The organism is Clostridium thermobutyricum DSM 4928 (assembly GCF_002050515.1).
GTDB classification, from domain to species: Bacteria; Bacillota; Clostridia; order Clostridiales; family Clostridiaceae; genus Clostridium; species Clostridium thermobutyricum.
The window spans coordinates 14,964-41,043 of sequence record NZ_LTAY01000021.1; the positions used below are offsets into that span (position 1 = coordinate 14,964).

Here is a 26,080-nt window from a genome sequence, read left to right on the forward strand (position 1 = left end):
TTATGAAAATAAGAAAGCTTATAATAAGTGCTTTTGGACCATATGGAAAAAAACAAGAGTTAGATTTTGCTAAAAACTTAGATAAAGATAGCATGTTTGTAGTAACAGGAAATACTGGAGCAGGAAAAACAACTATTTTTGATGCAATAAATTTTGCACTTTATGGAGAAGCAAGTGGAGCTAGTCGTGATACTAAAAGCTTTAGAAGTAATTTTTCTAGTGCAGAAGATGAAACATTTGTAGAACTTATATTTACTCTTAAAGGAAATGAATATAAGATTAAAAGAAATCCAGAATATAAAAGAAAAAAGAAAGTTGGAGAAGGCTTTGCAACTGCAAAACCAAGTGCAAGTCTTGATATAAATGGTGGTAGAGGCTTTGAAAATGGAAAAACTATAACTGGGTATGGAAATGTGACTCGTGAGGTAGAAAAGATATTAGGTATAAATAGTATTCAATTTAAACAGCTTGTAATGATTCCACAAGGAGAGTTTAAAAAGCTTTTAGAAGCAAAAAGCCAAGATAAGGAAGAGATTTTTAGAAAAATATTTAAAACAGATATTATAAAATCTTTTCAAGAAAATTTTAGAGAAAAGGCAAATAAAATAGCTAAGAATAGTGAATGTCTTAGAAGAGATAGAAAAAATAGAATAAATGATTTTATTTTAAAAGATAATTCTGAATTAAAAGAATTGGTTCAGTCTGAAAATTTAAATGTACAACTTATATTAGAAAAATTTTCTGAAGACGTAGAAATGGATAAAATAATATTTAGTGAAAAAGAAAAGTTAAAATCTAATTTAGATGAAAAAAGACAACAACTTTTAAAAGAATATAATGAAGGTAAAAAAGTAAATGAAGATTTTGATAGATTAAGAAGTATAGAGGAAAAGATAAAACTGCTTATAGAAAATTCAGATAATATAAAGAAAAAAGAAGAGGAAAAGCTTTTAGGAGAAAAAGCTTATGAAGTTTCTATAAAAGAAAATGAATGGATAAAAATAGATTTAGACCTTAAAAATAGAGAAAAAAAGCTAGAAAATATAAATAAAGATTTAGAGATAAGCTTAAAAGAAAGAGCAAGTAAGGAAATAGCTTTTAAAAAAGAAGAAAAAGCTTTCGAAAAAGTAAAAAGTATAGATTTTGAATTAGAAAATTTAAAAAGCTTAAAAGAAAAGACTGTAGGATATGAAAGCAAAGAAAAACTTTTAAAAGAATTAGAAGAAGAATTAAAGAAAGCTACTTATGAGAAAAGAAAAGTTGAGGAAGAAAAAGAAAAAAATAAAATATTACTTGAAAAATTAAAAGATTATTTAGATAAGTGCAGACTAGAAAGTGATAAAAAGATTCTTTTAGAGAGAGAGAAAAATGAAATTATAAATAAAGATAGAGTTTTAAGAGAACTTATATATAAGGTAAATTCGACTTTAGATATTAAAAGTAGACATTTAGAAAAAGGAAATAAATACAATCTACAATTAGATATTGTAAATGATAAGGAAAAGGAGTATAAAGAAGCAGAGGACAAACTTTTTAGAAGTCAAGCTGGTATACTTGCAAAAGATTTAGAAGAAGGAATGGAATGTCCTGTATGTGGTTCTACAAATCACCCTAAAAAGGCTATTTTAGAAAGTACAGATATTACAAAAGAAATGGTTGATGAGCTAAAGAAATCCTTCGATAATGAGAATAAAATTTTCTTAGAATTAAAAAGTCAAATTCAAAGCTTAAAAGAAGCATTTGATGAAAATAAAACTGAAGTTTTAGCTTTAGCTAAGGAAATTTTAAATTTAGAAGATTTAGAAATTGAAAAAGTTAAATCTTTAGGAGAAGAAGAGCTTATAAAAGAAGGTGAGAACCTAAGAAAAGTTACCTTAGATATAAGGGGAATTGATGAAATATTAAAGAAAGAAAAAGCTTGTATAGATAAAGAAAAAAGTCTCTTAAAAGAAAAAGAAGAAAAGGAGAAAAAACTAGAATCTTTAATAGATGGGATAAATAGTTTTAAAGTTAAAATAGCAAAGACTACAAGTGAAGTAGAAGAAATTAAAAATAGATTTAATGGCGAAATAAAATCTCTAGAAGAATTAAATTTAAGAGAAAAAGAATTATTAAAAGAAAAAGAAAATATAGAAAAAGCTTTTAATATTGCTAAAAATGATTTAGATATTATAAATTCTAAAGTTAATAGTTTAAAAGGAAATTTAGAAGGGGAAAAGGAAAGAATACTAGAGCTTAAAAAAGAGGAAGATAAATCATTTAAAGAGTTTAATGATGCTATAGAGAGCTTTAATTTTAAAGATATAGAAGATTATAAAAAGGCTAAAAAAGATAAAAACATATTGGAAGCTTTAGATAAAGAAATAATTACTTTTAATGAAGAATTAAAAGGAAATAAAAAAGTTTTAGAAGAGTATAAAGAAAAAGTGAAAAATAAAGAAAAAGTGGATTTAGAAAGCATTTTAGAAAAAGGAAAATCAATACGTAAAGAAATTGATGAAAAGGAAGAAGAGCTTAGAAAAATGCAATCTAATATAGAAAATAATTCTAGAGTTATAGAGTATATAAAAGATATAAATAAAAAGATGGAAAAGGATGATAAACAATATAGAGTTGTTGGAACTGTATCAAAGCTTGTAAATGGTGAAAATGAAAAGAAAATAACTTTAGAGAGATATATCTTGGCAGCATATCTTGATGATATTCTTCATGCTGCAAATAAAAGATTCTTAAAGATGACTAATGATAGATATAGGCTTTTAAGAAAAACAGAACTTGGAGATAAGAGAGTAGGTCAAGGACTAGACCTTCAAGTATTTGATGGATATAGTAACAAAGAAAGAGATATTACATCACTTTCTGGGGGAGAAGGATTTAAAGCATCTCTTTCAATGGCACTTGGACTTTCAGATGTAGTTCAAGAGACAGCTGGGGGAATTCAATTAGATACAATGTTTATTGATGAAGGATTTGGAACTCTTGATGATGAGTCATTAGAATCTGCAATTGATGTTCTTTCAGAGCTTCAAGGTGGGGGAAGAATTGTGGGAGTTATATCACATGTTAATGAACTAAAAGAAAGAATTCAAAAAAAGATAATAGTAAATGGAGATAAAGATGGAAGTACAGCAAAATTCCTTTAAGGAATTTTGTTCTTCCTAAATAGCACTAAAGAGGAGATTATAAGATGAAAAATACAGCGGGAATAATATTTGCAATTTTAGCTTCAGTTTGTTTTGGTTTTTTAGGAATTTTTGCTGAGTTTGGTTATGAAAATGGTTCAAATCCAACAACTGTACTAGGAGCTAGATTTACTATAGCTACAATTTTAATATTAATAATGATAATTATAGGAAAAAAAAGTTTAAGAGTTACTAAAAAGCAATTAATTTATCTTTTTTTAATAGGAAGTGTAGGATATACTTTAACAACACAAATGCTTTTCTTATCATATAAATATATTGGAGTTGGACTAGCAACAGGAATTCACTTCATATATCCATTATGTGTATGTATATTTGCTTTTATATTTGCAGGAGAAAAATTTACAAAGAAAAAGACAATAGCATTGATAATATCAATAATAGGAGTATTTTTGTTATCTGCTTCTGAAAAAAGTGGTTTAGATATAAGAGGGATAGGACTAGCTTTAGCTTCAGGAGTTGTTTATGGGGCTACAGTATTCGCTATGGGAAAAGAAGAAGTTAAAAATTTAAATAGTTTAGTAGTAACATTCTATTGTTCAGCCTTTGCAGGATTAATAACTATAATAATTGGATTAGTTACAAATAAATTAGTTTTTAAAATAGATGGTGGAATAATATTTTCTTATTTAGGAATAGCATTAATTTCAACAGTTCTTGCATTAGTTTTATTACAAGTAGCAATAAGAGAAATTGGACCTTCAAAATCATCAATACTTGGAACTTTTGAACCAATTGTTGGAATAATTGCTAGTGCTATAATTTTAGGTGAGCACATTGATTTATTTACTATAATTGGGATAATAGCAGTTGTAATTTCAGTTGTATTAGTAGCAAAAGAATAATTAAAGTACATACATGATATAAAAATTGAAAATTTTTTAGAAAATAAACCTCATATAGAAATGTTCCATAAATAGAATGAAAAATATATTTATAATATATTCTAATGAGAATTCATTAATTTAAGGGTAATGAGTATTATAAATATATATACAGGAATTTTTAGGAGATGAGGTTATGGCTGATTTTATTATAGCAGCTTTGCCCTGGATAATTTTTGGAGTAGTTAATGCAGTAGTACTAGTTGACCTTCAAAAGAAAAATAAAGTTAGAAATATTGAAAATATAGAAGAGGTAAATACTTTAAAGAAAAAAGAAAATACCGAAGAAGACGATTATATGTCAATTGGTATGAGTATAGGAATGTGTATTGGGATAGGAATAAGTTTGTTATTTATGAAAGCATTTGGAACAAAAGTACTAATTTATGGTGTATGTTTTGGAATGTTAGGTGGAATGATGGTAGGAACATTAATTAAGAAAAAATAATTTATAAAATATCTAAAAATTATAATTATTAAGGTAGTCTAATAAGTTTGGCTACCTTATAATTATGTCTTAAATTAACTTTTTAGATTTTTAAAATAAAAATAATAAAACTAAATTTAAATTAGAAGATTAGAATATTTCTTTTGAAAATATATGGTTACTTATGTAAATTAATCATTAAATTTACAAAATTTGGGAGGGAATGTTACTATTATGAGGTATATTAATATTGAGGTGATTTAAATGAACATAGTTGAAATGTTATTATGGTTACCAGTAGTATTAATGGTATTTATCCCTTGTGCAGCATTTGTATCATTAATTTGTGATGCTATAAGAGGTAGCAAGAAGTAGTGAATTAAAAATTCACTACTTTTATATTTGAATAAATTTTAAGAAAAAGGTGTAGTCAAAAAATTTTCGGCTACACCTTTTAGAAATGAATTTTATAAATTATTGAAACAGACAACTATATTATAATTTATATAAATGAACAGAAATTGAATATTAAAAAAAATATACCAAAATTTAACTTAAGCATAACATTGATTTTGAAGGTTAATGAATATAAAAATAGAATAGTAATTCTATGAGGTGAGGAAGTTGGACAATTATGAAAGAAGGAGAATGGTAATAGACCAAATAATAAGAGATATTGAAAATGGAATTTATAAAAAATTAAAAGTAGTGAAAAAAATCACTACTTTTATTTTATATATTATAAATTTTCTTTTAGCCACATAATTGCATTATATGCAAACATTGCAGAGCCACTAGATAAAATATCTTCATTAAATCCTACACAGCTATGATGCATTGGATATCCAAATGAAGGGTTTTCTTCTTTTGTACCTGCACCCATAATAAAATAAGTACTTGGAACCATTGCTGATATAGCCGCAAAATCTTCTGAGCCCATTCCACTATTATTTGCTTTAATTACAATTTTACTAGTACCAAATAAATTTTTAGTGTAGCTAAAAAGTTTTTCTGATAAATCAGAATCATTTACTAATGGAGGTACTGAAACAACTTCTTCAACTACTGCAGAACCTCTAAAAGCTTTAGATACATTCATAGAAATATCTTTAACTCTATCAAAAGCGAATCTTCCAACATCTTCAGATAATGATCTAATAGTTCCTTCCATAACAACTTTTTCTGGAATAATATTAGCAGCAGTTCCTCCAACAAATTTTCCTATAGTTAAAACTACAGGATCTGTAGCAGATATTTCTCTAGAAGGTATTTCTTGTAGTGCTAGATATACATGTGAAGCAATATTTAAAGGATCTATTCCAGTTTCCGGCATAGCTCCATGACATCCAAGACCAGTTATAGTGATTTTAAATTTTATACAGCTTGATATACAAGTTCCCACAGAGTATGCAATTGTGTTACTAGGAGCATTAGAAAATACGTGAAGTGCCATTGCAGCATTTACTTTTGGATTTTCTAGTACTCCAGCTTTTATCATACGTTTTCCACCAGTAAATCCTTCTTCATCAGGTTGAAATAACAGTTTTATAGTTCCGTGTATTTCAGATTGATATTTCTTTAAAAGTTTTGCAGCTCCTAAAAGCATAGTAGTGTGCATATCATGTCCACATGCATGCATATTTCCATTTGTAGACTTGAAATCAAAATTAGATTCTTCTTCTATTGGTAGCGCATCCATATCAGCTCTTAAAAGAAATGTTTTTCCTTCTTTAGGACCTTTTATAGTAGCAAGAATTCCAACTTCATCAACAATTTCAGGAGTATATCCAAATTCTTTCAATTTAGATGATATAAATTTCATAGTATTAGGTAAATAAACACCTACTTCAGGATGTTTATGTAATTCACGTCTAATTTCTATTAAACTAGACTTTAATTCTTTAGAGTCATTTAAAATATTTTCTTTAAATTCCATTTTAATCACCTTCTGTAATAATATTATATAAATTTTATCACTTTAAAAATTTTAAACAATACAAATTATTTTATTTAAAGCGTAATTAATTGAAAAATTACATTATATCTTTAAATTGGGATTTTTATTCAAATTTTAATATTGTGTAATAGAAAGTTTAAATAAAAGAAAAAAATAGGTATATCAATTTAAAAGATATAAATAGGTAATAAAGTAATCAAATTAAAATACGATATATTAATAAAGAGTATTTTGGAGGAAGCTATGGAGATTATTGCATTTTTAATTGCACCGATAATTTTGATTATTTTCGGTATGATTATTAGGACAGGAAAAGCAAACTTTTTAATTGCAGGATATAATACAGCTTCAAAAGAAGAGAAAGAAAAAATAAATGAAAAAGAACTTGCTAAATTTATGGGAAACTTATTATTCATATTAGGGGGCATTGAACTTATTTTACCAATTTCAAAAGTATTAAATCTTGGAGATATGAAGATTTTAATGATTTGTGTAAATGTATTATTTATTTTTGTGACAATTGGTGGGATTATTTATATGAATACAGCAAAAAAATTTAAAAGATAATTAAGATACATTTTATAATTAAAAATTGGAATTAGAATTTTATAAAAAATTTAAAAATAAATATTTGAGAAAGAGATATTTTAATTAAATATCTCTTTTTTATGATTAAAAATATAACATAAAGTTTTAACAAAACTTAAAGTAAACCTAACATAGCACCAAGATATAATTATGGCTAAGGAAGATGAAGATAAAATGGAGAGCTTTTTTACATAAGAGAAGCTTTATAACTAAAGATAAGGTTTATGTCTATTGACAATAAAATTTTTAAGTGATAAATTTAATTTAAACTGAATGAACGTTCATTCAGTTTTATAAAATTTATATTAGAGGTTATTATGATAAAAAAAGATAAAAAAAGTATAGTATTAGAATCAACACTTGAATTAGTTTCAGAACAAGGAATTTATTCTACTTCAATGTCACAAATTTCTAAACATGCAAAGATTGCAGTAGGAACAATATATCTTTATTTTCCAAATAAAGAAGATTTAATAAATTCACTTTACTTTAATATTAAAACTGATTTAGCTGATTATGTTTTTAAAAATTATTCAGAAGATAATTCTATAGAAGAAAGATTTTTTATTTTATTTAAAAATATAATTAATTATTTTATAATGCATCCAAAAGAATTTAGTTTTGTAGAACAATATGTAAATTCTTCTATGATTCCTTCTCATATAAAAGAAGAAGTAGTTGATGTGTTTAAAAAAGCTAATAATTTATTTAAAGAAGCATATGAAAAAAAAGTTATTAAAGATCTTCCAATAGAAATGCTTATTGCACTTATTGATGGGGCAACATTTTCTATAGTTAGGCTTTATTTAAAAGGAAATATTAAAATTGATGAAGATATTATTAATTCAGGAATAAATGCTATATGGGATTCAATAAAAAGATAGGAGAGATTTATTATGGAATACAGAAAAAATAATAAAAATGGACTTGAGCTATCTAAACTTGGACTTGGTTGTGGTAGCATGACAAATGTTATGGATATTACTGAAAAAAATAAAAGTATAGAGGTTATTCATTCAGCTATGGATTCAGGTATTACTTTATTTAATACAGCAGATTTTTATGGCTCAGGACAAAGCGAAATGATTCTTGGAGAAGCTCTTAAAGGAAGAAATAGAGATAAAGCATTTGTATCTTTAAAATTTGGTGCTTTAATGTCACCAAATGGTAGAATGTATGGATTAGATGTTAATCCTTTAAACATAAAAAATTATTTAACATATTCACTTAAAAGATTAAATTTAGATTATGTAGATCTTTATCAACCTTCAAGAATTGATTTAGGAATTCCTGTTGAAGAGGTTATAGGAGTAATGTCAGAGCTTGTTAAAGAAGGATATGTAAAACATATTGGACTTACTCAAGTTGATGCTGAAACTTTAAGAAAAGCAAATGATGTTCATAAGATAAGTTTAGTTGAATATGAATATTCTCTTTTTAACCGTAGTATAGAAAAAGAAATTTTACCTACAGCAAGAGAACTTGGAATAGATGTTGTAACATTTGGGGCATTAGCTCATGGAATGCTTAGTGGAAATTGGACAAAAGATAAAAAATCTGGATATAATTCTATGATTTCATTATTTGCAGAAGAAAACATAGACAAAAATCTTTCTTTAGTAAAAAATTTAAATAAAATTGCTATGGAAAAAAATATTACATTACCACAATTATCAATTGCATGGCTATTAGCTAAAGGAGAAGATATTATACCTTTAATTGGTTCAAGAAAAGTAAAAAATCTTCAAAACTCAATAAAAGCTTTAGATATAGTTTTAAGTGGAAATGATGTTAAAAGAATAGAAGAAGCAATACCACAAAATGAAATAGCAGGTACAAGTTTTCCTAATATGAAATTTAAAAATGGAAAAGTAGTTGGGTTAAAATAAAAAAATTTTAAAGAAAAATTTAATATAAAATAATATAGTTTGTTTGGATAATTTTGCATATAATTGAGTTGGATTTAATAGTAAATTATAAAGGTGTTTAACAAAAGGGAGAGAATTATGGGAAAATTTAAAAAAGAATATTTAATAAATATAGTCATATCATTAATTACACTTATAAGCTTTTTTATGATTATAAAAATAGATAATGAATCTAGATTACCAATAAATATAAATACAGATTATCATATGAATTCATTACCATATATATATGCAGTTTTAATTGGTCTCTGTGTATTAATTATCTTTAATTTATATAAATTTTTAAAGACTAAGAAACAAAATTTATAATTAATAAAAATAGAGTGTTATTTATGAATGAGCATAAATTATAGGTGAGGTTGTATTAAAATACAGCCTCATTTTTAATTACAAATATTTTTCTAAATTTTTTAGATAAAGATTATATTTATCTGTTGAATTTTTTTTAAGCCATAGAAAAATTTTATCTAACATGAAGTGTTTATCTTTAGATATAGGGCTATTTATATAAACTTTTTTATACATTTTTTGAATATCTTTTAGGCAATCTAACCCCCTAAGATAATGTTTTAAATTAGCTACAAATAGTTTTAATATATGATCATAGTTATTTTGTTTTAAAATTAAATCTTCTTTAGTTAAAGTTTTAAAATGCGGAGTTGCTATACATTTTATATCAATAATAGCAAAAGGATTTTCATTTGAAATGGCTAAAGAAATTATATAAGTTTCAGGAGCAAGGCTAGGGGAATAATCAGAAAAGATTATATTGTAATTTAAAGATAGGATATCTTTAATTTTAGTAATAAATAAGCTATTATCAATTCCTGATACATCAATTTCTATATCAATATCAGAGTAATCATCATAATTTCCTTTAATAAGACTTCCATATAAATTACAAGCTTTTATTTCATAAATTTTTAAAAGATATTGTTGAATATCTTTTGCATACTGTAAAAGTTCCATATAATTTACCTCCTATTAGTTATTTTTAATTATAACAAATAAAATTTTTTTCTTTTTTACAAATATGAAATTTATTATAAATGTTGATATAATGTAGAAGTAAGATTATGAAAGGAATGATGTTTTATGATGAGAAAGGATATTGTAGTAGTTAGGGAGGTATCTTTAGCTTAAAAGAATGCCTCCCATAGGGTTTTTTATTTAAATTTGGGAGGAATAAAAATTGAAAAAAGTAGATTTAAAAGATTTAGGATTAAATGAGAGTTATATTGAAGAAAGTAAAAACTATGATGAAGGTTTATTTTTAGGAAGAGTAAGTGTTCAGCATAGGAATATGTATAATATAATCACTGAAAATGGAGAAATAAAGGCTGAAGCATCAGGTAAATTTAAATATGAAGTTACTGATTTAGAAGGTTTTCCAGCAGTAGGAGATTGGGTTTTAGTTGATAGAGATAATGATATAAATGGAAATGCTATAATACATCATTTACTAAAGAGAAAAAGCTTTTTTAAAAGAAAAGTTTCAGGAGATAGAACAGGTAGTCAAGTAGTTGGAGCTAATATAGATACTATATTTATTTGTATGTCTTTAAATAATGATTTTAATTTAAGAAGATTAGAAAGATATATAGCTGTAGCTTTTGATAGTATGGCAACTCCAGTAATTGTTTTAACTAAATCTGATTTATGTGATAACATAGATGAAAAATTAATTGAAATAAATAATGTAGCTATAGTAATAGAAATTATAGTTACAAGTAGTGCTTCAGAAGATGGTTATAATGAAATTAAATCTTACTTAAAGAAAGGTAAAACAATAGCTCTTATAGGCTCATCAGGTGTTGGAAAATCAACAATGATAAATAAACTTCTAGGTGAGGAAAAAATAAAAACAAATGAAATAAGTGAAAATGATAAAGGAAAGCATACTACAACTTATAGGCAATTGTTTTTAATTGAAACAGGTGGAGTTCTTATAGATACACCAGGTATGAGAGAGCTTGGCTTAATTGGAGCAGATATAGAAAAAAGCTTTGTAGATATAGAAGAATTAGTCTTAAAATGTAAGTTTTCAGATTGTAGACATGAAAACGAAAAAGGATGTGCAGTTAGAGAAGCAATAAAAAATGGAACGTTAACAGAAGAAAGACTTAGGAATTATAAAAAACTTCAAAGGGAATTAATATATAATGAATTATCTTCTAGCAAGGCTTTAGAAAGAGAAAAAATAATAAATATGTTTGGTAGTATGAGCAATATGAAACAGTTAACTAGACATATAAAAAATAAAAAAAGATATTAATAAAAAGAGGCTAAAGCTTTAAATTGCTTTAGCTCTTTTACATTTATTTTATTAATTGTAGATAAATTATTTTCATAATAAAAATTATATAAATAATTTGATATTAACAATGATATAATTTAATCTGTTTATATACTTTGGTTAAAAATAGGGGGATATAGGATGAAGAAATATAAGTGTGTAATATTTGATTTAGATGGAACAATGCTAGACACAGAAAAAATGAATATGGTTCCACTTCAAAGGCTTATAAAAGAGGAATTAGGAAAAGATATAGAATATGATGAACTTTTAAAATATAGGGCATATGCAGGAAAGAAAACATTAGAATTATTAGAATTTAAAGATATAGAAAATTCTTATGATAAGTGGGTAAAATATGTTAATGAATATGAAGATGGTGCAAAGCTTTATGATGGTTTTAAAGAAGTTATAGAACTATTAGATAAAAATGGAATACTTCTTGGAATTGCAAGTTCTAAAATGAAAAATCAATATGAAATAGATTTTTTTAAAACTGGACTTCAGAGATATATGAAAAGTGTAGTTCTTGCTGAAGATACAGAAAATCATAAGCCTCATCCAGAGCCTTTATTAAAAGCTGTTGAACTTTTAAATATAAGTCCAAAAGATGCAATTTATGTTGGAGATACAATAGCAGATTATAAAGCTTCTAAAGAAGCAGAAATGGATTTTGCATTAGCAACTTGGGGTGCATTTGACTTAACAGATATAAAAGCAGATTATAATCTAAATCACCCAAAAGATATTTTAAAAATTTTAGATATAAAATAATTATATAAAGTTGATTTCTTTGAATTAAGGAATCAACTTTTTTATATAAAATATTATTTTTAGAATAATAGAGTATTTTTTATGGTGTAATTAAAGAAAATAAGTTTAAAGAGAAAAGATAAATTATCACAATATATTTTAATTATTTGTAAAAAAGGTTTAAAATGGTACTGGAAGAACAGAAAGTATAAAGGAGAATTTATGGAGAAAAGAAAAATAATCAATAAACTAAACGGAGTTGCACTTATAGGAAATAAAAATGGAATAGAAGATATTATTGTAAATGGATTTAATGATTTTGAAAATAAGATAAGGCACACGGAAGATTCTAATTTTTGGATTTGTTCAATATCAAAAATGTTTGCTTCAATAGGAATAAATCAATTATGTGAAAGGGGGTTAATAGATAAGAATGATTTTATGACAAAATACATAGATAAATATTTTAGTGATACCAATATTACAATTTATCATTTATTAACACATACATCAGGAATACCTGATTTTACAATAGATAGAAAAGATATAGATTGGACTAAAAATTATTCTCCAGATTATATATTAACTCTTATGAATAGAAAAGGGCTTAATTTTAAACCTGGGTCTAAGTGGAGATATGGTAATACAGGATATTATATACTTGCTTTAATAATTGAAAAGGTTACAGGAATGAAATATGAACATTATATAAAAGAAAATATATTTGATATTGTTAAGATGGATAATACATTTTTTGCAATAGATGACAATAAAAATGTTGTAAATGCAAATATAAAAGGAAAGCACAATTCAAATTTTAATCCAGGTCTTTTATTTGGGTCAGGAGATATTGTATCTAATGTAAAAGATTTATATAAGTTTTCAAAGGCTATTTTAGATAATAAATTAATAAAAAAAGAAACTTTAGAGGAGATGTCAAAGCCAGTATTTGAAAAATCAACATTTAAGTATGGAGAAGGATTATATTTAAATAATCATTTTAATACAAAAATGTTAGGTCATTTAGGATTAATACCAATGGGATTTTCAACTCAGCTTAGTATTTATCCTGAAAAAGAAATAATTACAATTGTTCTTACTAATGATAGAAAAAAAATTCATCCATTAGTTATACAAGACCTAAATGGAAAATATATTGATTCTTTGATAGGTGAAGAAATATTTAATAAAAAGATAGGATTTATGAAGAAAGCTTATTTTTTTAAATAATATAAATATAATAATCGATAAGATTAAAGTTTTTAGGAGGAAAAAATGATAATAACAACTTTAGTAGAGAATTTATCAGTATCTAATGAATATACAAATAAACATGGTTTAAGTTTTCATATAAAAACAAAAAATCATAATATTTTATTTGATTTAGGACCAGATAATTCTTTTTTAGAAAATGCAAAAAAATTAAATATAGATATAAGTGATGTAGATATAGCAATTATATCTCATGGACATAGTGATCATGGAGGAGGCTTAGAAAGCTTTTTAAAAAATAATAATAAAGGAAAGGTCTATATAAATAAAAATGCTTTTGGGCTTTATTATACATCTATTTTAAAGTATGGAAAGTATTATATAGGACTAAATAGAGACCTTAAAGATGATAAAAGAATAATTTTAACAGATGATAATTTTAAAATAGATGAAGATATTCTTTTGTTTTCTAATGTAGATAGAAAAAAATTTCTTTCAACATCAAATAAATCACTACTTAAAAAAGAAGGAGATTTATACTTAGAAGATGATTTTAGGCATGAACAAAATTTAATTTTAAAAGAAGGGGACAAGCATATACTTATTTCTGGTTGTTCTCATTGTGGAGTAGTAAATATATTAGATAAAGCTTCAAAAATTTTAAATGAAAATATAGATATATCAATAGGTGGACTTCACTTATGTAAGCCAAGCACTAAAAAAATAGAAAAAGAAGAATTTATAAGAGCTTTAGGAGAAAACTTAAAAGAGAGAGATACAAAGTTTTATACATGTCATTGTACAGGAGAAAAACCATTTTCTATATTAAAGGATATACTTGGAGAAAAAATAGATTATTTAAAAACAGGAAGTGTTTTAGAAATATAAGAAAAGCAGACTTTATTTTAAGTCTGCTTTTTTAATCAATTTCTAAAGTTGTTCCAGCACTATCATTATTAGAATTATATATTGATACTGTATATTTTAATTCTTTAAAATTTTTTTCAGTAAAGTCTCCGCCTATAATATCGCAGATATCTGATATTAAAATAGAATCTGATAATATCTTAGTGTTTTCTTTTGCAATAAATTCAGTAGCTTGTAAAATAATATTTTTTGAAGTACCATCTTCATTTTGAATATTAGTAGATAATTCTAGTGTATAAGTAACATCTTTTTGATAATTTGCTTTAGCTGCATAAGTTACAAAAAGGTCATTAGAGAAGATATCTATTGAAACATCTTTAAGTGGAGTATTAATAAAATCACAGCTTACAAGAAAAATAGAAATAAAAATTACAATAATAGAAATTAGTTTTTTCAATTTAAAATCCTCACTTATTAATATTAAAATTTATTTTATGATGTAGTATTTATATTTAGAATAAAGAACTTTATTAAATAAACTAATTTTCATTAATAGATATGTCTAATACACCTAAATAATTTATTTTATGAATAATAACTTTAACATTTCCAAAATGACCTTTTTCTAAATATCCTACTACATATTCTTTATGAATATTATCTTTAATATCTTTATATTCTAAAATTATTGCATCTTCACTTTGAATTGAGCTTGTATCAATAGAAATTTTAAAAGAATTATTTTTTTCAATTTTAGGTATTTTTTTAATTGAACCATTAGTTTTAAATTTTAATTCCATATTTGAAATAGATTGATTTGTATTATTTAAAATAGTTATATTATATTTATTGCTAAAAATAATACTTAAAAAATATAAAGCTCCAGATAGAAATATTATCAATGAACAAATAATTAGTTTTCTTTTTGTTTTCATAAAATCTCCTTTAGAATTACATAAATTGAATAATTTATAAAGATAATTAGGTTTAGTCCTATATAGTTTTTTCTCGGACATATTAAAAATAAATTTAGTTAATAAGATAAAATATAATTTTATTATTATTTGAAACAAAGCATTTATTTAGAGGAAGTTTATGAAAATAGATATTCATGTACACTCAGATATTTCTGATGGAACAGATAGTATAGAAAAAATATTAGATAAAGCAAAAGAGAAATGATTAAATTATTTATACATAGATAAACAAATAGATGTAAAAATCTTTCCTATAAAAACTTTTTCAGTCTCTTTACGTTATAGCATATAATATAAAAATAACTAATAATGGGTAGACAGTAGTATAGGAGGGGGAATATGAGCAAAGAAAAATTAGATATAAAATCAATAATAAAATTAGTTATTTCAGCATTTTTATTTTTAATTTTAGGATTTATAATTTCAAAAGTTTCAGATTATAATTTGAATGATGTATTTTTTGTTGAGGGAATTATATTAATATTTGGTGGAATATTATCTTCAATAAAAGGAAATTCAAAAGGATTATCAATGCAAGGGTTAGGAAGTATAAATGCTCAATATATTTCAAATATAAATTTAGAAATAACAAAAAGGGAAAGAGAAAAAGTAAATTTAAAAGAAGAAATGAAATTTGTTTTTAGTGATTTAGTATTAATTTTATTTGGTTTAACATGTATAGTTGTTAATTATCTAATTTAAAAAATGTTGAATATATAAATACATTATTAAAGTGTTAACTAAAACAATTTGTTTATATTAAAATACTAAGAAATTTCTTGTGTTTATGATAGACAAGCATATTTTATTAAAAATCCTTATTTAAAGGATTTTTTTGTTACAAAAAGTAAAAATTCTTAATATAATATAGTATAAAAAATAAAATATAGGAGTTAAGTTGCATGGAAAATTCTAATTTAAATAACAAAGTTTTAGTTTTACTTAAAGTAATTTTAACTGTAATATCATTTGTAGCTTTAGGAGCAATTTTTTCAAGATTTTTAAACTATAGTATTAAAGATAGTCTTTTTATTGAAGGTTTAGCATTGATTATTAGTGGAATATTAGCTTCCATTGGAGAAAGTCCAAGTTGCTTAACAAATGGAACATTAGGACAAATTAACTCCAATGCAAATTTAGAAGTTATAAGAATGGAAAAGCAAAGACTTGAATTTATTAATTCTTTTAGGTTTGCATATAGTACAATAATATTAATAGTATCAGGTTTTGCTTGCTTACTTATAAATTATGTAATTTAGTGTAAAGGTAATCATATGAATTAAAAGAGCTTTTATATAATTAATTTATATTAATTATGTAAAAGCTTAATTTTTTGAAATACTCTTTTTGAATAAGTATAGAAAAATAGGGAAGTATATTTATATAAAAAAGGAGTGATGAGAATGATTCATATAATGGCAATAAGATTAGCACCAAGAAATAAAATAGCACCTACTGTCCAAGAGATTCTAACTAAATATGGATGTATAATAAAAGTTAGATTAGGACTTCATGATGCAAGTATGACTGAATGTTCTTCTGATGGATTAATTCTTCTTCAACTTATAGATAAAGTAGAAGATATTATAAGACTTAAAGATGAATTAAACTATTTAGAAGGAGTTTCAGCTAAAACAGTTGAAATTTAAAAGATTAAAAAGTACCTATAGTTTTAACTATAGGTACTTTTATTAATTTCCCATATTTAGTACATAAAATAATCTTAAAATATAAAAAAACTAATTTAAAGTTGCAAATTATTAAAATATAAACTAAAGGATAAATTTTATTATTATAAAATTCAATAAATTAAAAAAATAGAATGTTTAAATGTTTACTATTAAAATAATTTTAATAAAAGTGTGGAGTGTGTTATATGGATATTTTTTATAAAAAAGTTTTCATAATGAAGTGTGTAAAATTGTGTTTATTTAATAAAATTAATATAAAATAAAATATTATAATACAAAAATAAGTTTTACTGTTAAATTAATACAAAATAAATAGATTTGTATAAGTTTACACAATGGTATGGTTTCGAAAAAATATTTCCAAAAAAATAAAAATAAATCAAATAAGTAAATAAAATATGAATTTACATAAATTTGATAGTGTGTAATATTTATAAATAGGCTATAAGTTAGCAAAAATGCCATTTATACATTTATCATATAGAAAATTTTAATAAAATTTAAATTGGCATAAGAATTGCTGAAGAATTATATTGCTAGAGTAAAATCAGATAATTTTACGAAAGATAGAAATAATTTAATTACTTTACAAAAGAAAAGGTTTTATAAAAAGTTTATCGGAGGTACAAAATGAAAAAGTTTATTGCTTTTATGGAAGAAAAAGTAGTTCCAGTCGCGGCTAAAATTGGTGCAGAACCGCATTTAGCAGCTATTCGTGATGGATTTGTTACAATTATCCCAATTATCATGGCTGGAGCTATCGCAATATTAATTAATAATTTTCATATTGATTTTTATCAAAATTTAATGGAACATATATTTGGACCTGGTTGGAAACAACTAGGAGGATATGTATGGAATGGTTCATATGCTATTATGGCTCTTTTAGTTTGTTTTACAATTTCTTATCATTTAACTAAAGGAAGAGGTAAAGATGGACTAGCAGCAGGAGTTGCATCAGTAGGTGTATTTATAATTTTACTTGCTGATTTAGCTAAAGGAACAGATTTCTTAGGAACTAATGGACTTTTACTAGCTATAGTTGTAGCTTTAGTAATAGGTGATTTAATGTGCGTTTTACTTGGTAACCCAAAATTAGTTATCAAAATGCCAGCAGGAGTTCCACCAGCAGTTGCAAAATCATTTGCTTCAGTTTTCCCAACAATGATAGTTATTTGGGGAGCAGCTTTAATACAAGAAATATTTATAATATTTGTTCATGGGACAACTATTCCAGCACTTGTAAATAAGTTTATACAAACTCCATTACAAGGTGTAATAAGTAGTTTCTGGGGAGTAATGATACTTATAATTGTAATTCAAACTCTTTGGTTCTTTGGATTACATGGAACAAATATGATGTTCCCAATTATTCAAAGTGTTCTTTTCCCATTAACTATAGCTAATATGAAATTAGTTGAAGCTGGTCAAGCACCAAAATATATAATAAATGACCAATTCCTAAATTCATTTGTAAATATGGGAGGGGCAGGATTAACCATTTGCTTGATTATAGCTATATTTATAGTTGGTAAGAAAAGTAGTGATACTCAAAAAGTTATTGCAAAGCTTGCAGTAGCACCTGGAGTATTCAATATAAATGAGCCAATTATATTTGGATTACCAATATGTTTAGATCCTATTTATGTAATACCATTTATCATAGCACCATTAATTAACTGTACTATTGCTTATCTTTCAATGGTTGGAGGACTTGTTCCATATCCAAGTGTTGAAATATTCTGGACAGTGCCACCAATTTTAAGTGGTATCTTAGGTACTAACTCATGGCAAGGTGGAGTGCTTGCAATAATATTATTAATAATAGATATATTAATTTATATTCCATTTGTAATAATTGCTGGAGATAGAGATAAGAAAATTCAAGAAGCAGCAGAAGCTGAAGAAGCAGTTAAGGCAGAAGCTTAATATAAAAAACGTCTATTTTAAATTAAATAGAGTAATATAGATACGGGATATATAGTGTATTATAAACACTAATTCCGTATCTTTTTTTATATACTATAATAATTAAACAATGATTATTAAATTAGTATAGTTGGTAGAATATACTTGTAGCATATGAGTATGTATATTATTATACCAGTATTCATCCAATAAGTATTATCTACAATATTTTTTTATTAAATCCCAATACAATTCCTCCATTAGACTATTAGTTTCTTTAATGTAACTTTAATGCAGTATTAGTATTTATACAATATTTAATAGATGTAGCAAATATATCTTTCAAAAAGATAGGACAGTAGTTAATACTACTGTCCTATTCCTTAACTCTATATTTCGATAATAATTTAAAAATTTGAGGAAATATAAGTGAACAAATTATATAAATATAAACGAATTTTTTATTAGATTCAATTTCAAACTTATCGCCTATAAATACAGGTAATAAAACAAGTATTACACCAATACATATCCAAATTAAAAATATAATTCTACGAATATTCTTATTTATAATTCTTTTCATATTATATTACCAATGATAAATGTAATCCCCATAATAATCTCCAGTAGAAGATTTAAATGCCAAAATAGTATGATATTGTGGATTAGTAAATGGCGCTCTAAACATTTGGAGTGTATTATATTTTTTTTTCATAAAAATCCCCCAGTATTTTTAATTTTATAAAGTAAAAAAGATTATGATAATATCTAGCTAGTTTTTGTAATATTATGGTAACATATACATTTGATAGAAACAAGACTGTTTAATTAGACAATAATCAAAAAAGATACCTATTGCTTAATAATTATGGCTTACCAATAATTCCAGTAGCAAAATATTTAAAACATATAGATAATAGTGAAAAAAGTCCTAATACACTAGGGAATATTATACAAAATATAATAGAAGAACCTAAAGATAAAATAACAGAAGTGTTATCTAGATTTTGGAAAAATAAATAATTCTAAAATTAGAGGAGAAATAAAGAAATATATAAAACAAAGGTTAATTGCTAACAATAAATTTTCTTGGAGTTCAGCACGTGAATATCTAATCTTTATTCCTCCATTTATAAATTTTATATCTAAGTTAGAACTTACTTGGAATGATTTAAATCGACGTTTTTTTATAAAAATTTATAATATATTATTTTTACATATTATAAGAATTTTGATAAAAAAAATATTAAATCTAAAAAAAATAAAAAAATATAATTTAAGATAAAAGAGCTATAATATTAGTGTGTAATATTAAAATGTGAACAAAAATAATAAATTTCTATATAAAAAAATAATAAAATATAGAAGGTAATATAAAAATAGAACTTTAATTTTTCTAAAAAGTAAATAATGTTTCTTAATAGTGAATAAAAATAAAAGATACAATAGAAAACATTTACACACAAATTCTAAAGAAATTATGACAATGTTTACAACTGTGTATAAGGAATAAATTTTTTTGAAACTTAGTAAACTAGAGGGTTTTAAAGATAAAATTGCATAAAATTTTAATTAAATTAAATTTGGCACGGGAAATGCTTTAGTAATTAGTGTCAAAAAAATAAAAAACTAAAAAAAGCTTACATAAGAGATTAGGTATCATAAAAATTTTTACAAGCTTTTTTGAAGAGAAAAATTTTATGGAGGAGAGGCAAATGAAAAAATTTATTGCTTTTATGGAAAAATATGTTGTTCCTATAGCGGCCAAAATTGGAGCTGAGCCACATATGGCAGCTATCCGTGATGGATTTGTTACTATTATTCCTTTAATTATGATAGGAGCTGTGGGAATACTAGTAAATAATATAACAGATGCGCATTGGTATGTTGGATTTATGTCTAGTATATTTGGAGCAGGCTGGAAAGGCTGGGGTGGAAACGTTTGGAATGCATCCTATGCTATAATGAGTTTAGTTGTTTGTTTTACAATTTCTTATCATTTAACTAGAAGTAGAGGTAAAGATGGTTTAGCAGTTGCAGTTGTTGCAGTAGGAGTTTTTATTCTATTTATATATGACTTAGCAAAAGGAACTACTTTCCTTGGAACAGATGGTCTTTTACTTGCAATAGTAATTGCTCTTATAGTTTCAGATATAATGTGTTTACTTCTTGGAAATCCAAAATTACTTATTAAAATGCCAGATGGAGTTCCACCAGCAGTTTCAAGATCTTTCGCATCATTATTCCCAACAATGATAGTTGTTGGTGGGGCAGGTATATTACAAGAAATATACTTAATGTTCCATACAGGAATGGTACTACCAGCACTTTTCAATAAATTGATTCAAACTCCATTGCAAGGTGTAGTTAGTAGTTTCTGGGGAGTTTTAGTACTAATATTTGTAATTCAATTACTTTGGTTCTTTGGACTTCATGGTTCAAATATGATGTTACCAATAGTTCAAGGTGTTTTATTCCCACTTACAATAGATAACATGAAGGCTATAGAAATGGGTCATAAAGCTAAATATATAATTAATGACCAATTCCTAAACTCTTTCTGTAATATGGGAGGATCTGGACTTACAATTTGTCTGATTGCAGCTATATTTATTGTTCATAAGAAGAGTAGTGATCAACAAAAAATGATAGCCAAACTTGGTGTTGCACCAGGAATATTCAATATTAATGAACCAGTTATATTTGGTTTACCAATATGTTTAGATCCTATATATATAATTCCATTTATGGGAGCACCACTTCTAAATGCCGTTATTACTTATTTCGCAATGTCAGGAGGATTGGTTCCATATCCAACTGTTGAAATATTCTGGACAATTCCACCAGTATTAAGTGGTATACTTGGTACTAGATCATGGCAAGGTGGAGTACTAGCAATAATATTACTAATAATTGATGTCTTAATTTATATTCCTTTTGTTATAGTTGCTGCAGATAGAGATAAGAAAACTCAAGAAGAAGCAGAAGCTAAAATGCAAGAGGAAATGGCAAAACAAAATGCATAATTAAATTGCCGATAACTTAATAATATAAAACCTACCTTAAGCTGTTTCAATTAATTTTGAAGCAGCTTATTTTTTATAAATTATTATTTAAATTTAAGAAGATTATTTTTATAATAAATTTTTTTGTAAAAAAATGAGAACATTTATAATGCGAAAATTATCTAATAAGTGTAAACTTAATTAAGTATAAAATTTATCAGATGAGGGGAAGAGAGTATGGGACCGAGGTTAGGTGTTATATATAGTAGTGAAAATATAATAACTAAAGAAGAGCTTGCTATAAAAGGGGACAAAGAAGCTTTTGTTTATTTAATAAATGAACATAGACTTTCATTATATAGAATAGCAAAAGGTATTTTAAAAGATGACTATAAAGTAGAAGATGCTATATCAAATACAATAATAAAAGCTTTTGAAAACATAAAAAAATTAAAGAAGGCAGAGTACTTTAAAACATGGCTTATAAGAATTCTTATAAATGAATGTAATTTGACATTAAAAAAAGAAAAAAGAATCTTATATTTAGAGGATTCAGTTAAAGAAGAAGCTTATATAGATTTATATGAAAATATTGACTTAATAAATGCTATAGAAACTTTAGATGATGACTTAAAATTAGTTACTATACTTTATTATTTTGAAGATATAGACCAAAAAGAAATTGCTAAGATAATTAGTGTAAAAGAAAGTACAGTTAGAACAAAGCTTTTTAGAGCAAGAAAAAAATTATATGAGATTTTAAAATAGAGAGGTAAAAAGATGGATTTTGATAAATTTGACAAGAAATTAAAGAGTGAAGCTAAAAATATTTATAAAGAAATTCCTGATAATATAAATGAAAAAATAGACCAAACACTAAATAAATTAGGAAAAGAAAAAAAGAAAAATAAAGTGCTTAAAAGAGGACTTATTGCAGCTGCAGTAGTTTTAATAGTATGTGGAACTGGAATAACTACTATAGCAGTAGAAAAAGGAGTATCAGTAAAAGATATTATTTATGAAATTTTAGGATTTTCAAAGGAATATTCAGATTATGCAGTTGAATTAAATGAAACAAAAGAACGAGATGGAATAAAAATTACAATAAAAAATGTTGTTACAGATGGATATAGAATGTCTATTAGTTATGAAGTTGAAAGTGATAAATATGATATACAAGAAGTAAAAGAAAAACTTTATACAGAAGTTAATAAGATAAATGGAGAAGAAGTTACTGGAGTTACTGGTGGAATACATTATAAAGTAGAAGATGATAAATTAATAGGTGTTTATGATATACTTTTATCAGAAGCTTTTTTAGGTGAAATGAAATTTGATGAAAATAATGTTATAGAAAATAAGATTTTAGGAAGATTGGATAATGGAGAAATTGAATTTATATTTAATATGATTAAAAGTGATAGAGAAAATGATAGAATTAAATGGAAATTTAAAATACCAATAACTACTGAAAATATGATGAAAAATATAAATGTTTATCCAGTTGATATAGGAATTTCAGGTGGAAGCATAAAAGAAATAGTAATTACACCACTAAAAGTATATGTTAGAGGATTAGTAAATGAAACTTTAACACAAGATGAAATTGAAAAAATTTCAATGGATTATATAATAAAAGATGATTCTGGTATAGGTTTAAGGTCAGTAACATCTTCTATTGATATAAATAGAAAAAATTTTTATATAGAATATGATAATAAATTTAAAGATTTAAGTAATATAACTATATTAGAAAATAAATATTTAGAAAATGATGAAGATATAGATGAAAAAACATATTTAGAAATAAATGAAAATGGATTTAAGCAAAGTGGTGGAAAAGAAGTTAAAATTTTAGATGTAAAAAATAAAGATGGAAAAACATATATAAAGTATAAATGTAAATATCCAAATATAATGGATTTTGGAATAGATTATGAAACTCATAAGCATTTTGAATCTATAACAGAAATTATTAATGAGAATACAAGTATGCTTATATTAACTAATGGAGAACTAGCAAAAGGTAAATATACATTTAGTTATATTAAAGAAGATACATTTAAACTAATTAATGAAATACCTATAAAATTAAAGAATTAATGTAAAAATATAAAAAATAATGTTAATGTTATATGTAAGAATAATCTGTACTATAATCATTTGTGGTATAATTTAGAAACGTAGTAACGTTTAGGAGGAAAAACAAAAGTGGTTATAAAGTACAAGAATGATGTAGAAGAATTAATTGATTTAAATCTTCTTACAGTAAAACTTTCGAAGAAAAAATGGCTTAGAAATAACTTGATACCTGTAATTTATTCAATAGTAAGTATCATAGTTTGTATTTCTGTTATAATATTTTATGGGGGATTTGCACCAAGAAATAAAATACTTATATATGTTATAGTATTATGTAATGCACTTTTCTGGGTAAGAGTTCTTCTTGCTAGTAGAACTGTTTATAGAAAAAGTGTTCTTAGAATGTTAAGAAAAAATCCTTCTTATGGACAAAATAAAGAAGTAACAAGAAAGCCTAAAGAATTTTATGTTCAAAATTTAGAGGATAAAAGTAAATCATATAGCATTAAAATAAAAGATATATCTAGAGTTATAAGAAAAGATGATTATTTAATCATGTATGATAAGGATTATACTCCACTTCTTATGTTTCCGAATAAATTAGTAAAAGGAAACTTAGGAGAAGAAGAATTCTTTAAGGGTTTAAAAATAGAAGATATAAAATAATATATAAAAGTAACAGTTATGTATAAAAAAATAACTGTTATTTTTTTATAGATTTTTTTATAAATTATTATAAAGTAAATTTAAAAATATAAATAATTATTTGTATTTTTAGGATAAGTTATTAAAAAGTATAATTTATAAATGCCATAAATCATTTTTAATAATTTAAATGTGAAATTTTTCAAGCACTTTTAGTGATTTTAGCTATATACTTTTATAAAAAACTGTGTATAGTATTAAGAATGGGGTGATTTTTTGAAAAATATAGATTTAACAAAAGGAAATATAACAAAATCTTTATTAGCACTTTCAATGCCCATTATATTAACAAATTTCATTCAAACTGCTTATGGTATGGTTGATATGATATGGATTGGTAGACTTGGTAGTGACGCAGTTGCAGCTATTGGAACAGCAAGTTTCTTTATAAATCTTTCTCTTTCAATAGTAAGTGTAATTTTAATAGGAACAGGAGTTAAGCTTTCTCATGCAATTGGCTCTGGGCAGAAAGATGATGAACAGGCATATATAAATAATGGAATAATAATGGTTTTTATTTTAGGAATTATATATATGATTTTTCTAATTGTTTTTAGAAAGCCATTAATAGATTTTTATAAGCTTGGGAATGCGTGGGTAAATAGTATGGCAGAAAAATATTTAGTTATTTCTGCTTTTGGAATAATAGTTATGTATCTAAATTCTCTTTTAACTATTATATTTAATTCATATGGAAATAGTAAAATGCCTTTTAAAGCAAATACAACTGGATTTGTATTTAATATAATTTTAGATCCTATACTTATATTTGGTATTGGGCCTATTTCTAGCTTAGGTATTTTAGGTGCTGCTTTTTCAACACTTATTTCAAGATGTATTGTACTATTAATATTTATATTTTCAAGTAGAGGAATAATAAATCCTTTAAAAAATGGAATAAAACTAAACATAGAAAAAGCAAAAGAAGTAATAAAACTAGGTTTTCCAGTAACTGTCCAAAGAGTTACATTTAGTCTTATATCTATAACAATAGGAAGAATAGTATCTGATTTTGGACCTACTGCAATTGCAGTTCAAAAAGTAGGAGTTCAAATAGAATCAGTTTCTTATGTTACTATTGGAGGACTTCAAGGTGCTATATCAGCTTTTGTAGGGCAAAATTATGGTGCAGGTAAAAAAGAAAGAATAATAGAAGGATATAAAAAAGCACTTACATTAACTTTAATATTTGGAGGAACAATAACTTTAATATTTTTATTATTCCCAAGTTATATATTTAGAATATTCTTATCAGAACCTCATGCTGTAGCTATGGGGACAGGATATATGAGGATACTTGGAATATCTCAAATATTTATGTGTATAGAGTTATTAACTGTTGGTGCTTTTAATGGAATAGGTAAAACTTATGTACCACCAATTATTTGTACATTATTTAGTCTTCTTAGAATTCCATTTGCTTTATTACTTTCATCAACTGTTTTAGGTTTAGATGGAATATGGTGGAGTATAAGTGTAAGTAGTATATTTAAAGGAAGTATACTTGTAATTTGGTTTATAATTTTGCTTAAAAAATATAAAAGCTCAAATTTAAAAAAAGATTTAGTTTAAAATTTATCTTAATAAAATATAATAT

Annotated in this window: 25 protein-coding genes; 21 read left to right on the forward strand and 4 right to left on the reverse strand. The window is 24.6% G+C overall.

All coding sequences use genetic code 11. From position 1 onward, the window contains the following. Positions 1-2 precede the first annotated feature (2 nt). The 3 genes from CLTHE_RS02400 (at position 3) to CLTHE_RS02410 (ending at position 4,535) form a co-directional block, all read left to right on the forward strand. Positions 3-3,143: an AAA family ATPase gene (locus CLTHE_RS02400; RefSeq protein WP_080021825.1), complete on the forward strand. Its 3,141-nt coding sequence runs from the start codon at positions 3-5 to the stop codon at positions 3,141-3,143. 44 nt (positions 3,144-3,187) lie between these two features. Next, positions 3,188-4,048 (forward strand): DMT family transporter, encoded by an 861-nt coding sequence (locus tag CLTHE_RS02405; RefSeq protein ID WP_080021826.1) that lies wholly within the window; start codon positions 3,188-3,190, stop codon positions 4,046-4,048. A 175-nt stretch (positions 4,049-4,223) separates the two neighbouring features. Continuing rightward, positions 4,224-4,535 (forward strand): hypothetical protein, encoded by a 312-nt coding sequence (locus CLTHE_RS02410; protein ID WP_080021827.1) that lies wholly within the window; start codon positions 4,224-4,226, stop codon positions 4,533-4,535. Positions 4,536-5,253: 718 nt separating this feature from the next. Here the strand turns inward: CLTHE_RS02410 and CLTHE_RS02415 are convergent. Then, the gene (locus CLTHE_RS02415; RefSeq protein WP_080021828.1) at positions 5,254-6,450 is read right to left on the reverse strand and encodes a M20 metallopeptidase family protein; all 1,197 of its coding nucleotides are present in this window, start codon (positions 6,448-6,450) and stop codon (positions 5,254-5,256) included. A gap of 264 nt (positions 6,451-6,714) precedes the next feature. Between CLTHE_RS02415 and CLTHE_RS02420 the strand changes: the two genes are divergently transcribed. The 4 genes from CLTHE_RS02420 (at position 6,715) to CLTHE_RS02435 (ending at position 9,296) form a co-directional block, all read left to right on the forward strand. Further along, on the forward strand, positions 6,715-7,038 hold the full coding sequence (locus CLTHE_RS02420; RefSeq protein ID WP_080021829.1) for a DUF3784 domain-containing protein: 324 nt from the start codon (positions 6,715-6,717) through the stop codon (positions 7,036-7,038). 338 nt (positions 7,039-7,376) lie between these two features. Then, a complete protein-coding gene (locus CLTHE_RS02425) occupies positions 7,377-7,943 on the forward strand; it encodes a TetR/AcrR family transcriptional regulator (RefSeq protein WP_080021830.1) in 567 nt (188 codons plus the stop codon). 12 nt (positions 7,944-7,955) lie between these two features. Next, the gene (locus CLTHE_RS02430) at positions 7,956-8,948 is read left to right on the forward strand and encodes an aldo/keto reductase (protein WP_080021831.1); all 993 of its coding nucleotides are present in this window, start codon (positions 7,956-7,958) and stop codon (positions 8,946-8,948) included. Positions 8,949-9,065: 117 nt separating this feature from the next. Further along, positions 9,066-9,296: a hypothetical protein gene (locus tag CLTHE_RS02435; protein ID WP_080021832.1), complete on the forward strand. Its 231-nt coding sequence runs from the start codon at positions 9,066-9,068 to the stop codon at positions 9,294-9,296. A gap of 78 nt (positions 9,297-9,374) precedes the next feature. Here CLTHE_RS02435 and CLTHE_RS02440 read toward each other — a convergent pair whose 3' ends face one another. Beyond that, the gene (locus CLTHE_RS02440) at positions 9,375-9,956 is read right to left on the reverse strand and encodes a hypothetical protein (RefSeq protein WP_080021833.1); all 582 of its coding nucleotides are present in this window, start codon (positions 9,954-9,956) and stop codon (positions 9,375-9,377) included. Between the two features lie 223 nt (positions 9,957-10,179). Between CLTHE_RS02440 and rsgA the strand changes: the two genes are divergently transcribed. The 4 genes from rsgA (at position 10,180) to CLTHE_RS02460 (ending at position 14,136) form a co-directional block, all read left to right on the forward strand. Continuing rightward, positions 10,180-11,262: a ribosome small subunit-dependent GTPase A gene (gene rsgA / locus CLTHE_RS02445; protein ID WP_080021834.1), complete on the forward strand. Its 1,083-nt coding sequence runs from the start codon at positions 10,180-10,182 to the stop codon at positions 11,260-11,262. A gap of 162 nt (positions 11,263-11,424) precedes the next feature. Then, the gene (locus CLTHE_RS02450; protein WP_080021835.1) at positions 11,425-12,057 is read left to right on the forward strand and encodes an HAD family hydrolase; all 633 of its coding nucleotides are present in this window, start codon (positions 11,425-11,427) and stop codon (positions 12,055-12,057) included. Positions 12,058-12,258: 201 nt separating this feature from the next. Further along, on the forward strand, positions 12,259-13,266 hold the full coding sequence (locus CLTHE_RS02455) for a serine hydrolase domain-containing protein (protein WP_080021836.1): 1,008 nt from the start codon (positions 12,259-12,261) through the stop codon (positions 13,264-13,266). 45 nt (positions 13,267-13,311) lie between these two features. Further along, positions 13,312-14,136 (forward strand): MBL fold metallo-hydrolase, encoded by an 825-nt coding sequence (locus CLTHE_RS02460; RefSeq protein ID WP_080021837.1) that lies wholly within the window; start codon positions 13,312-13,314, stop codon positions 14,134-14,136. A gap of 31 nt (positions 14,137-14,167) precedes the next feature. Here CLTHE_RS02460 and CLTHE_RS02465 read toward each other — a convergent pair whose 3' ends face one another. Both CLTHE_RS02465 and CLTHE_RS02470 read right to left on the reverse strand, forming a co-directional pair. Then, entirely contained in the window at positions 14,168-14,572 is a 405-nt protein-coding gene (locus tag CLTHE_RS02465; protein ID WP_080021838.1) for a hypothetical protein, read from the reverse strand. A gap of 82 nt (positions 14,573-14,654) precedes the next feature. Beyond that, positions 14,655-15,050 (reverse strand): hypothetical protein, encoded by a 396-nt coding sequence (locus CLTHE_RS02470; RefSeq protein ID WP_080021839.1) that lies wholly within the window; start codon positions 15,048-15,050, stop codon positions 14,655-14,657. 381 nt (positions 15,051-15,431) lie between these two features. Here CLTHE_RS02470 and CLTHE_RS02475 point away from each other — a divergent pair, with 381 nt between their 5' ends. The 10 genes from CLTHE_RS02475 to CLTHE_RS02525 all read left to right on the forward strand — a co-directional run bounded on the left by CLTHE_RS02475 (position 15,432) and on the right by CLTHE_RS02525 (position 26,055). Then, positions 15,432-15,794 (forward strand): hypothetical protein, encoded by a 363-nt coding sequence (locus CLTHE_RS02475; RefSeq protein WP_080021840.1) that lies wholly within the window; start codon positions 15,432-15,434, stop codon positions 15,792-15,794. Positions 15,795-15,994: 200 nt separating this feature from the next. Beyond that, positions 15,995-16,351 (forward strand): hypothetical protein, encoded by a 357-nt coding sequence (locus tag CLTHE_RS02480; protein WP_080021841.1) that lies wholly within the window; start codon positions 15,995-15,997, stop codon positions 16,349-16,351. Positions 16,352-16,495: 144 nt separating this feature from the next. Next, positions 16,496-16,741 (forward strand): CPF_0552 family protein, encoded by a 246-nt coding sequence (locus CLTHE_RS02485; RefSeq protein ID WP_080021842.1) that lies wholly within the window; start codon positions 16,496-16,498, stop codon positions 16,739-16,741. 672 nt (positions 16,742-17,413) lie between these two features. Continuing rightward, positions 17,414-18,712, forward strand: a complete 1,299-nt coding sequence (locus tag CLTHE_RS02490; RefSeq protein ID WP_080021843.1) for a PTS sugar transporter subunit IIC — start codon at positions 17,414-17,416, stop codon at positions 18,710-18,712. A gap of 834 nt (positions 18,713-19,546) precedes the next feature. Next, positions 19,547-19,714 (forward strand): hypothetical protein, encoded by a 168-nt coding sequence (locus CLTHE_RS16865; protein WP_169840782.1) that lies wholly within the window; start codon positions 19,547-19,549, stop codon positions 19,712-19,714. Between the two features lie 692 nt (positions 19,715-20,406). Next, positions 20,407-21,717 (forward strand): PTS sugar transporter subunit IIC, encoded by a 1,311-nt coding sequence (locus CLTHE_RS02505; protein WP_080021845.1) that lies wholly within the window; start codon positions 20,407-20,409, stop codon positions 21,715-21,717. A 216-nt stretch (positions 21,718-21,933) separates the two neighbouring features. Next, positions 21,934-22,464 (forward strand): RNA polymerase sigma factor, encoded by a 531-nt coding sequence (locus CLTHE_RS02510; protein WP_080021846.1) that lies wholly within the window; start codon positions 21,934-21,936, stop codon positions 22,462-22,464. Between the two features lie 12 nt (positions 22,465-22,476). Continuing rightward, positions 22,477-23,799, forward strand: coding sequence for a DUF4179 domain-containing protein (locus tag CLTHE_RS02515; RefSeq protein WP_080021847.1), 1,323 nt, complete (start codon positions 22,477-22,479; stop codon positions 23,797-23,799). 108 nt (positions 23,800-23,907) lie between these two features. Then, a complete protein-coding gene (locus CLTHE_RS02520; RefSeq protein WP_080021848.1) occupies positions 23,908-24,444 on the forward strand; it encodes a hypothetical protein in 537 nt (178 codons plus the stop codon). 255 nt (positions 24,445-24,699) lie between these two features. After that, on the forward strand, positions 24,700-26,055 hold the full coding sequence (locus tag CLTHE_RS02525; RefSeq protein ID WP_143324016.1) for an MATE family efflux transporter: 1,356 nt from the start codon (positions 24,700-24,702) through the stop codon (positions 26,053-26,055). Positions 26,056-26,080: the final 25 nt, after the last annotated feature.

Bases quoted from the DNA above. Each gene is read 5' to 3' on its own strand.
- CLTHE_RS02400 (WP_080021825.1), top strand. From the start codon at position 3: ATGAAAATAAGAAAGCTTATAATAAGTGCTTTTGGACCATATGGAAAA.
- CLTHE_RS02405 (WP_080021826.1), top strand. From the start codon at position 3,188: ATGAAAAATACAGCGGGAATAATATTTGCAATTTTAGCTTCAGTTTGT.
- CLTHE_RS02410 (WP_080021827.1), top strand. From the start codon at position 4,224: ATGGCTGATTTTATTATAGCAGCTTTGCCCTGGATAATTTTTGGAGTA.
- CLTHE_RS02415 (WP_080021828.1), bottom strand. From the start codon at position 6,450: ATGGAATTTAAAGAAAATATTTTAAATGACTCTAAAGAATTAAAGTCT.
- CLTHE_RS02420 (WP_080021829.1), top strand. From the start codon at position 6,715: ATGGAGATTATTGCATTTTTAATTGCACCGATAATTTTGATTATTTTC.
- CLTHE_RS02425 (WP_080021830.1), top strand. From the start codon at position 7,377: ATGATAAAAAAAGATAAAAAAAGTATAGTATTAGAATCAACACTTGAA.
- CLTHE_RS02430 (WP_080021831.1), top strand. From the start codon at position 7,956: ATGGAATACAGAAAAAATAATAAAAATGGACTTGAGCTATCTAAACTT.
- CLTHE_RS02435 (WP_080021832.1), top strand. From the start codon at position 9,066: ATGGGAAAATTTAAAAAAGAATATTTAATAAATATAGTCATATCATTA.
- CLTHE_RS02440 (WP_080021833.1), bottom strand. From the start codon at position 9,956: ATGGAACTTTTACAGTATGCAAAAGATATTCAACAATATCTTTTAAAA.
- CLTHE_RS02450 (WP_080021835.1), top strand. From the start codon at position 11,425: ATGAAGAAATATAAGTGTGTAATATTTGATTTAGATGGAACAATGCTA.
- CLTHE_RS02455 (WP_080021836.1), top strand. From the start codon at position 12,259: ATGGAGAAAAGAAAAATAATCAATAAACTAAACGGAGTTGCACTTATA.
- CLTHE_RS02460 (WP_080021837.1), top strand. From the start codon at position 13,312: ATGATAATAACAACTTTAGTAGAGAATTTATCAGTATCTAATGAATAT.
- CLTHE_RS02470 (WP_080021839.1), bottom strand. From the start codon at position 15,050: ATGAAAACAAAAAGAAAACTAATTATTTGTTCATTGATAATATTTCTA.
- CLTHE_RS02475 (WP_080021840.1), top strand. From the start codon at position 15,432: ATGAGCAAAGAAAAATTAGATATAAAATCAATAATAAAATTAGTTATT.
- CLTHE_RS02480 (WP_080021841.1), top strand. From the start codon at position 15,995: ATGGAAAATTCTAATTTAAATAACAAAGTTTTAGTTTTACTTAAAGTA.
- CLTHE_RS02485 (WP_080021842.1), top strand. From the start codon at position 16,496: ATGATTCATATAATGGCAATAAGATTAGCACCAAGAAATAAAATAGCA.
- CLTHE_RS02490 (WP_080021843.1), top strand. From the start codon at position 17,414: ATGAAAAAGTTTATTGCTTTTATGGAAGAAAAAGTAGTTCCAGTCGCG.
- CLTHE_RS02505 (WP_080021845.1), top strand. From the start codon at position 20,407: ATGAAAAAATTTATTGCTTTTATGGAAAAATATGTTGTTCCTATAGCG.
- CLTHE_RS02510 (WP_080021846.1), top strand. From the start codon at position 21,934: ATGGGACCGAGGTTAGGTGTTATATATAGTAGTGAAAATATAATAACT.
- CLTHE_RS02515 (WP_080021847.1), top strand. From the start codon at position 22,477: ATGGATTTTGATAAATTTGACAAGAAATTAAAGAGTGAAGCTAAAAAT.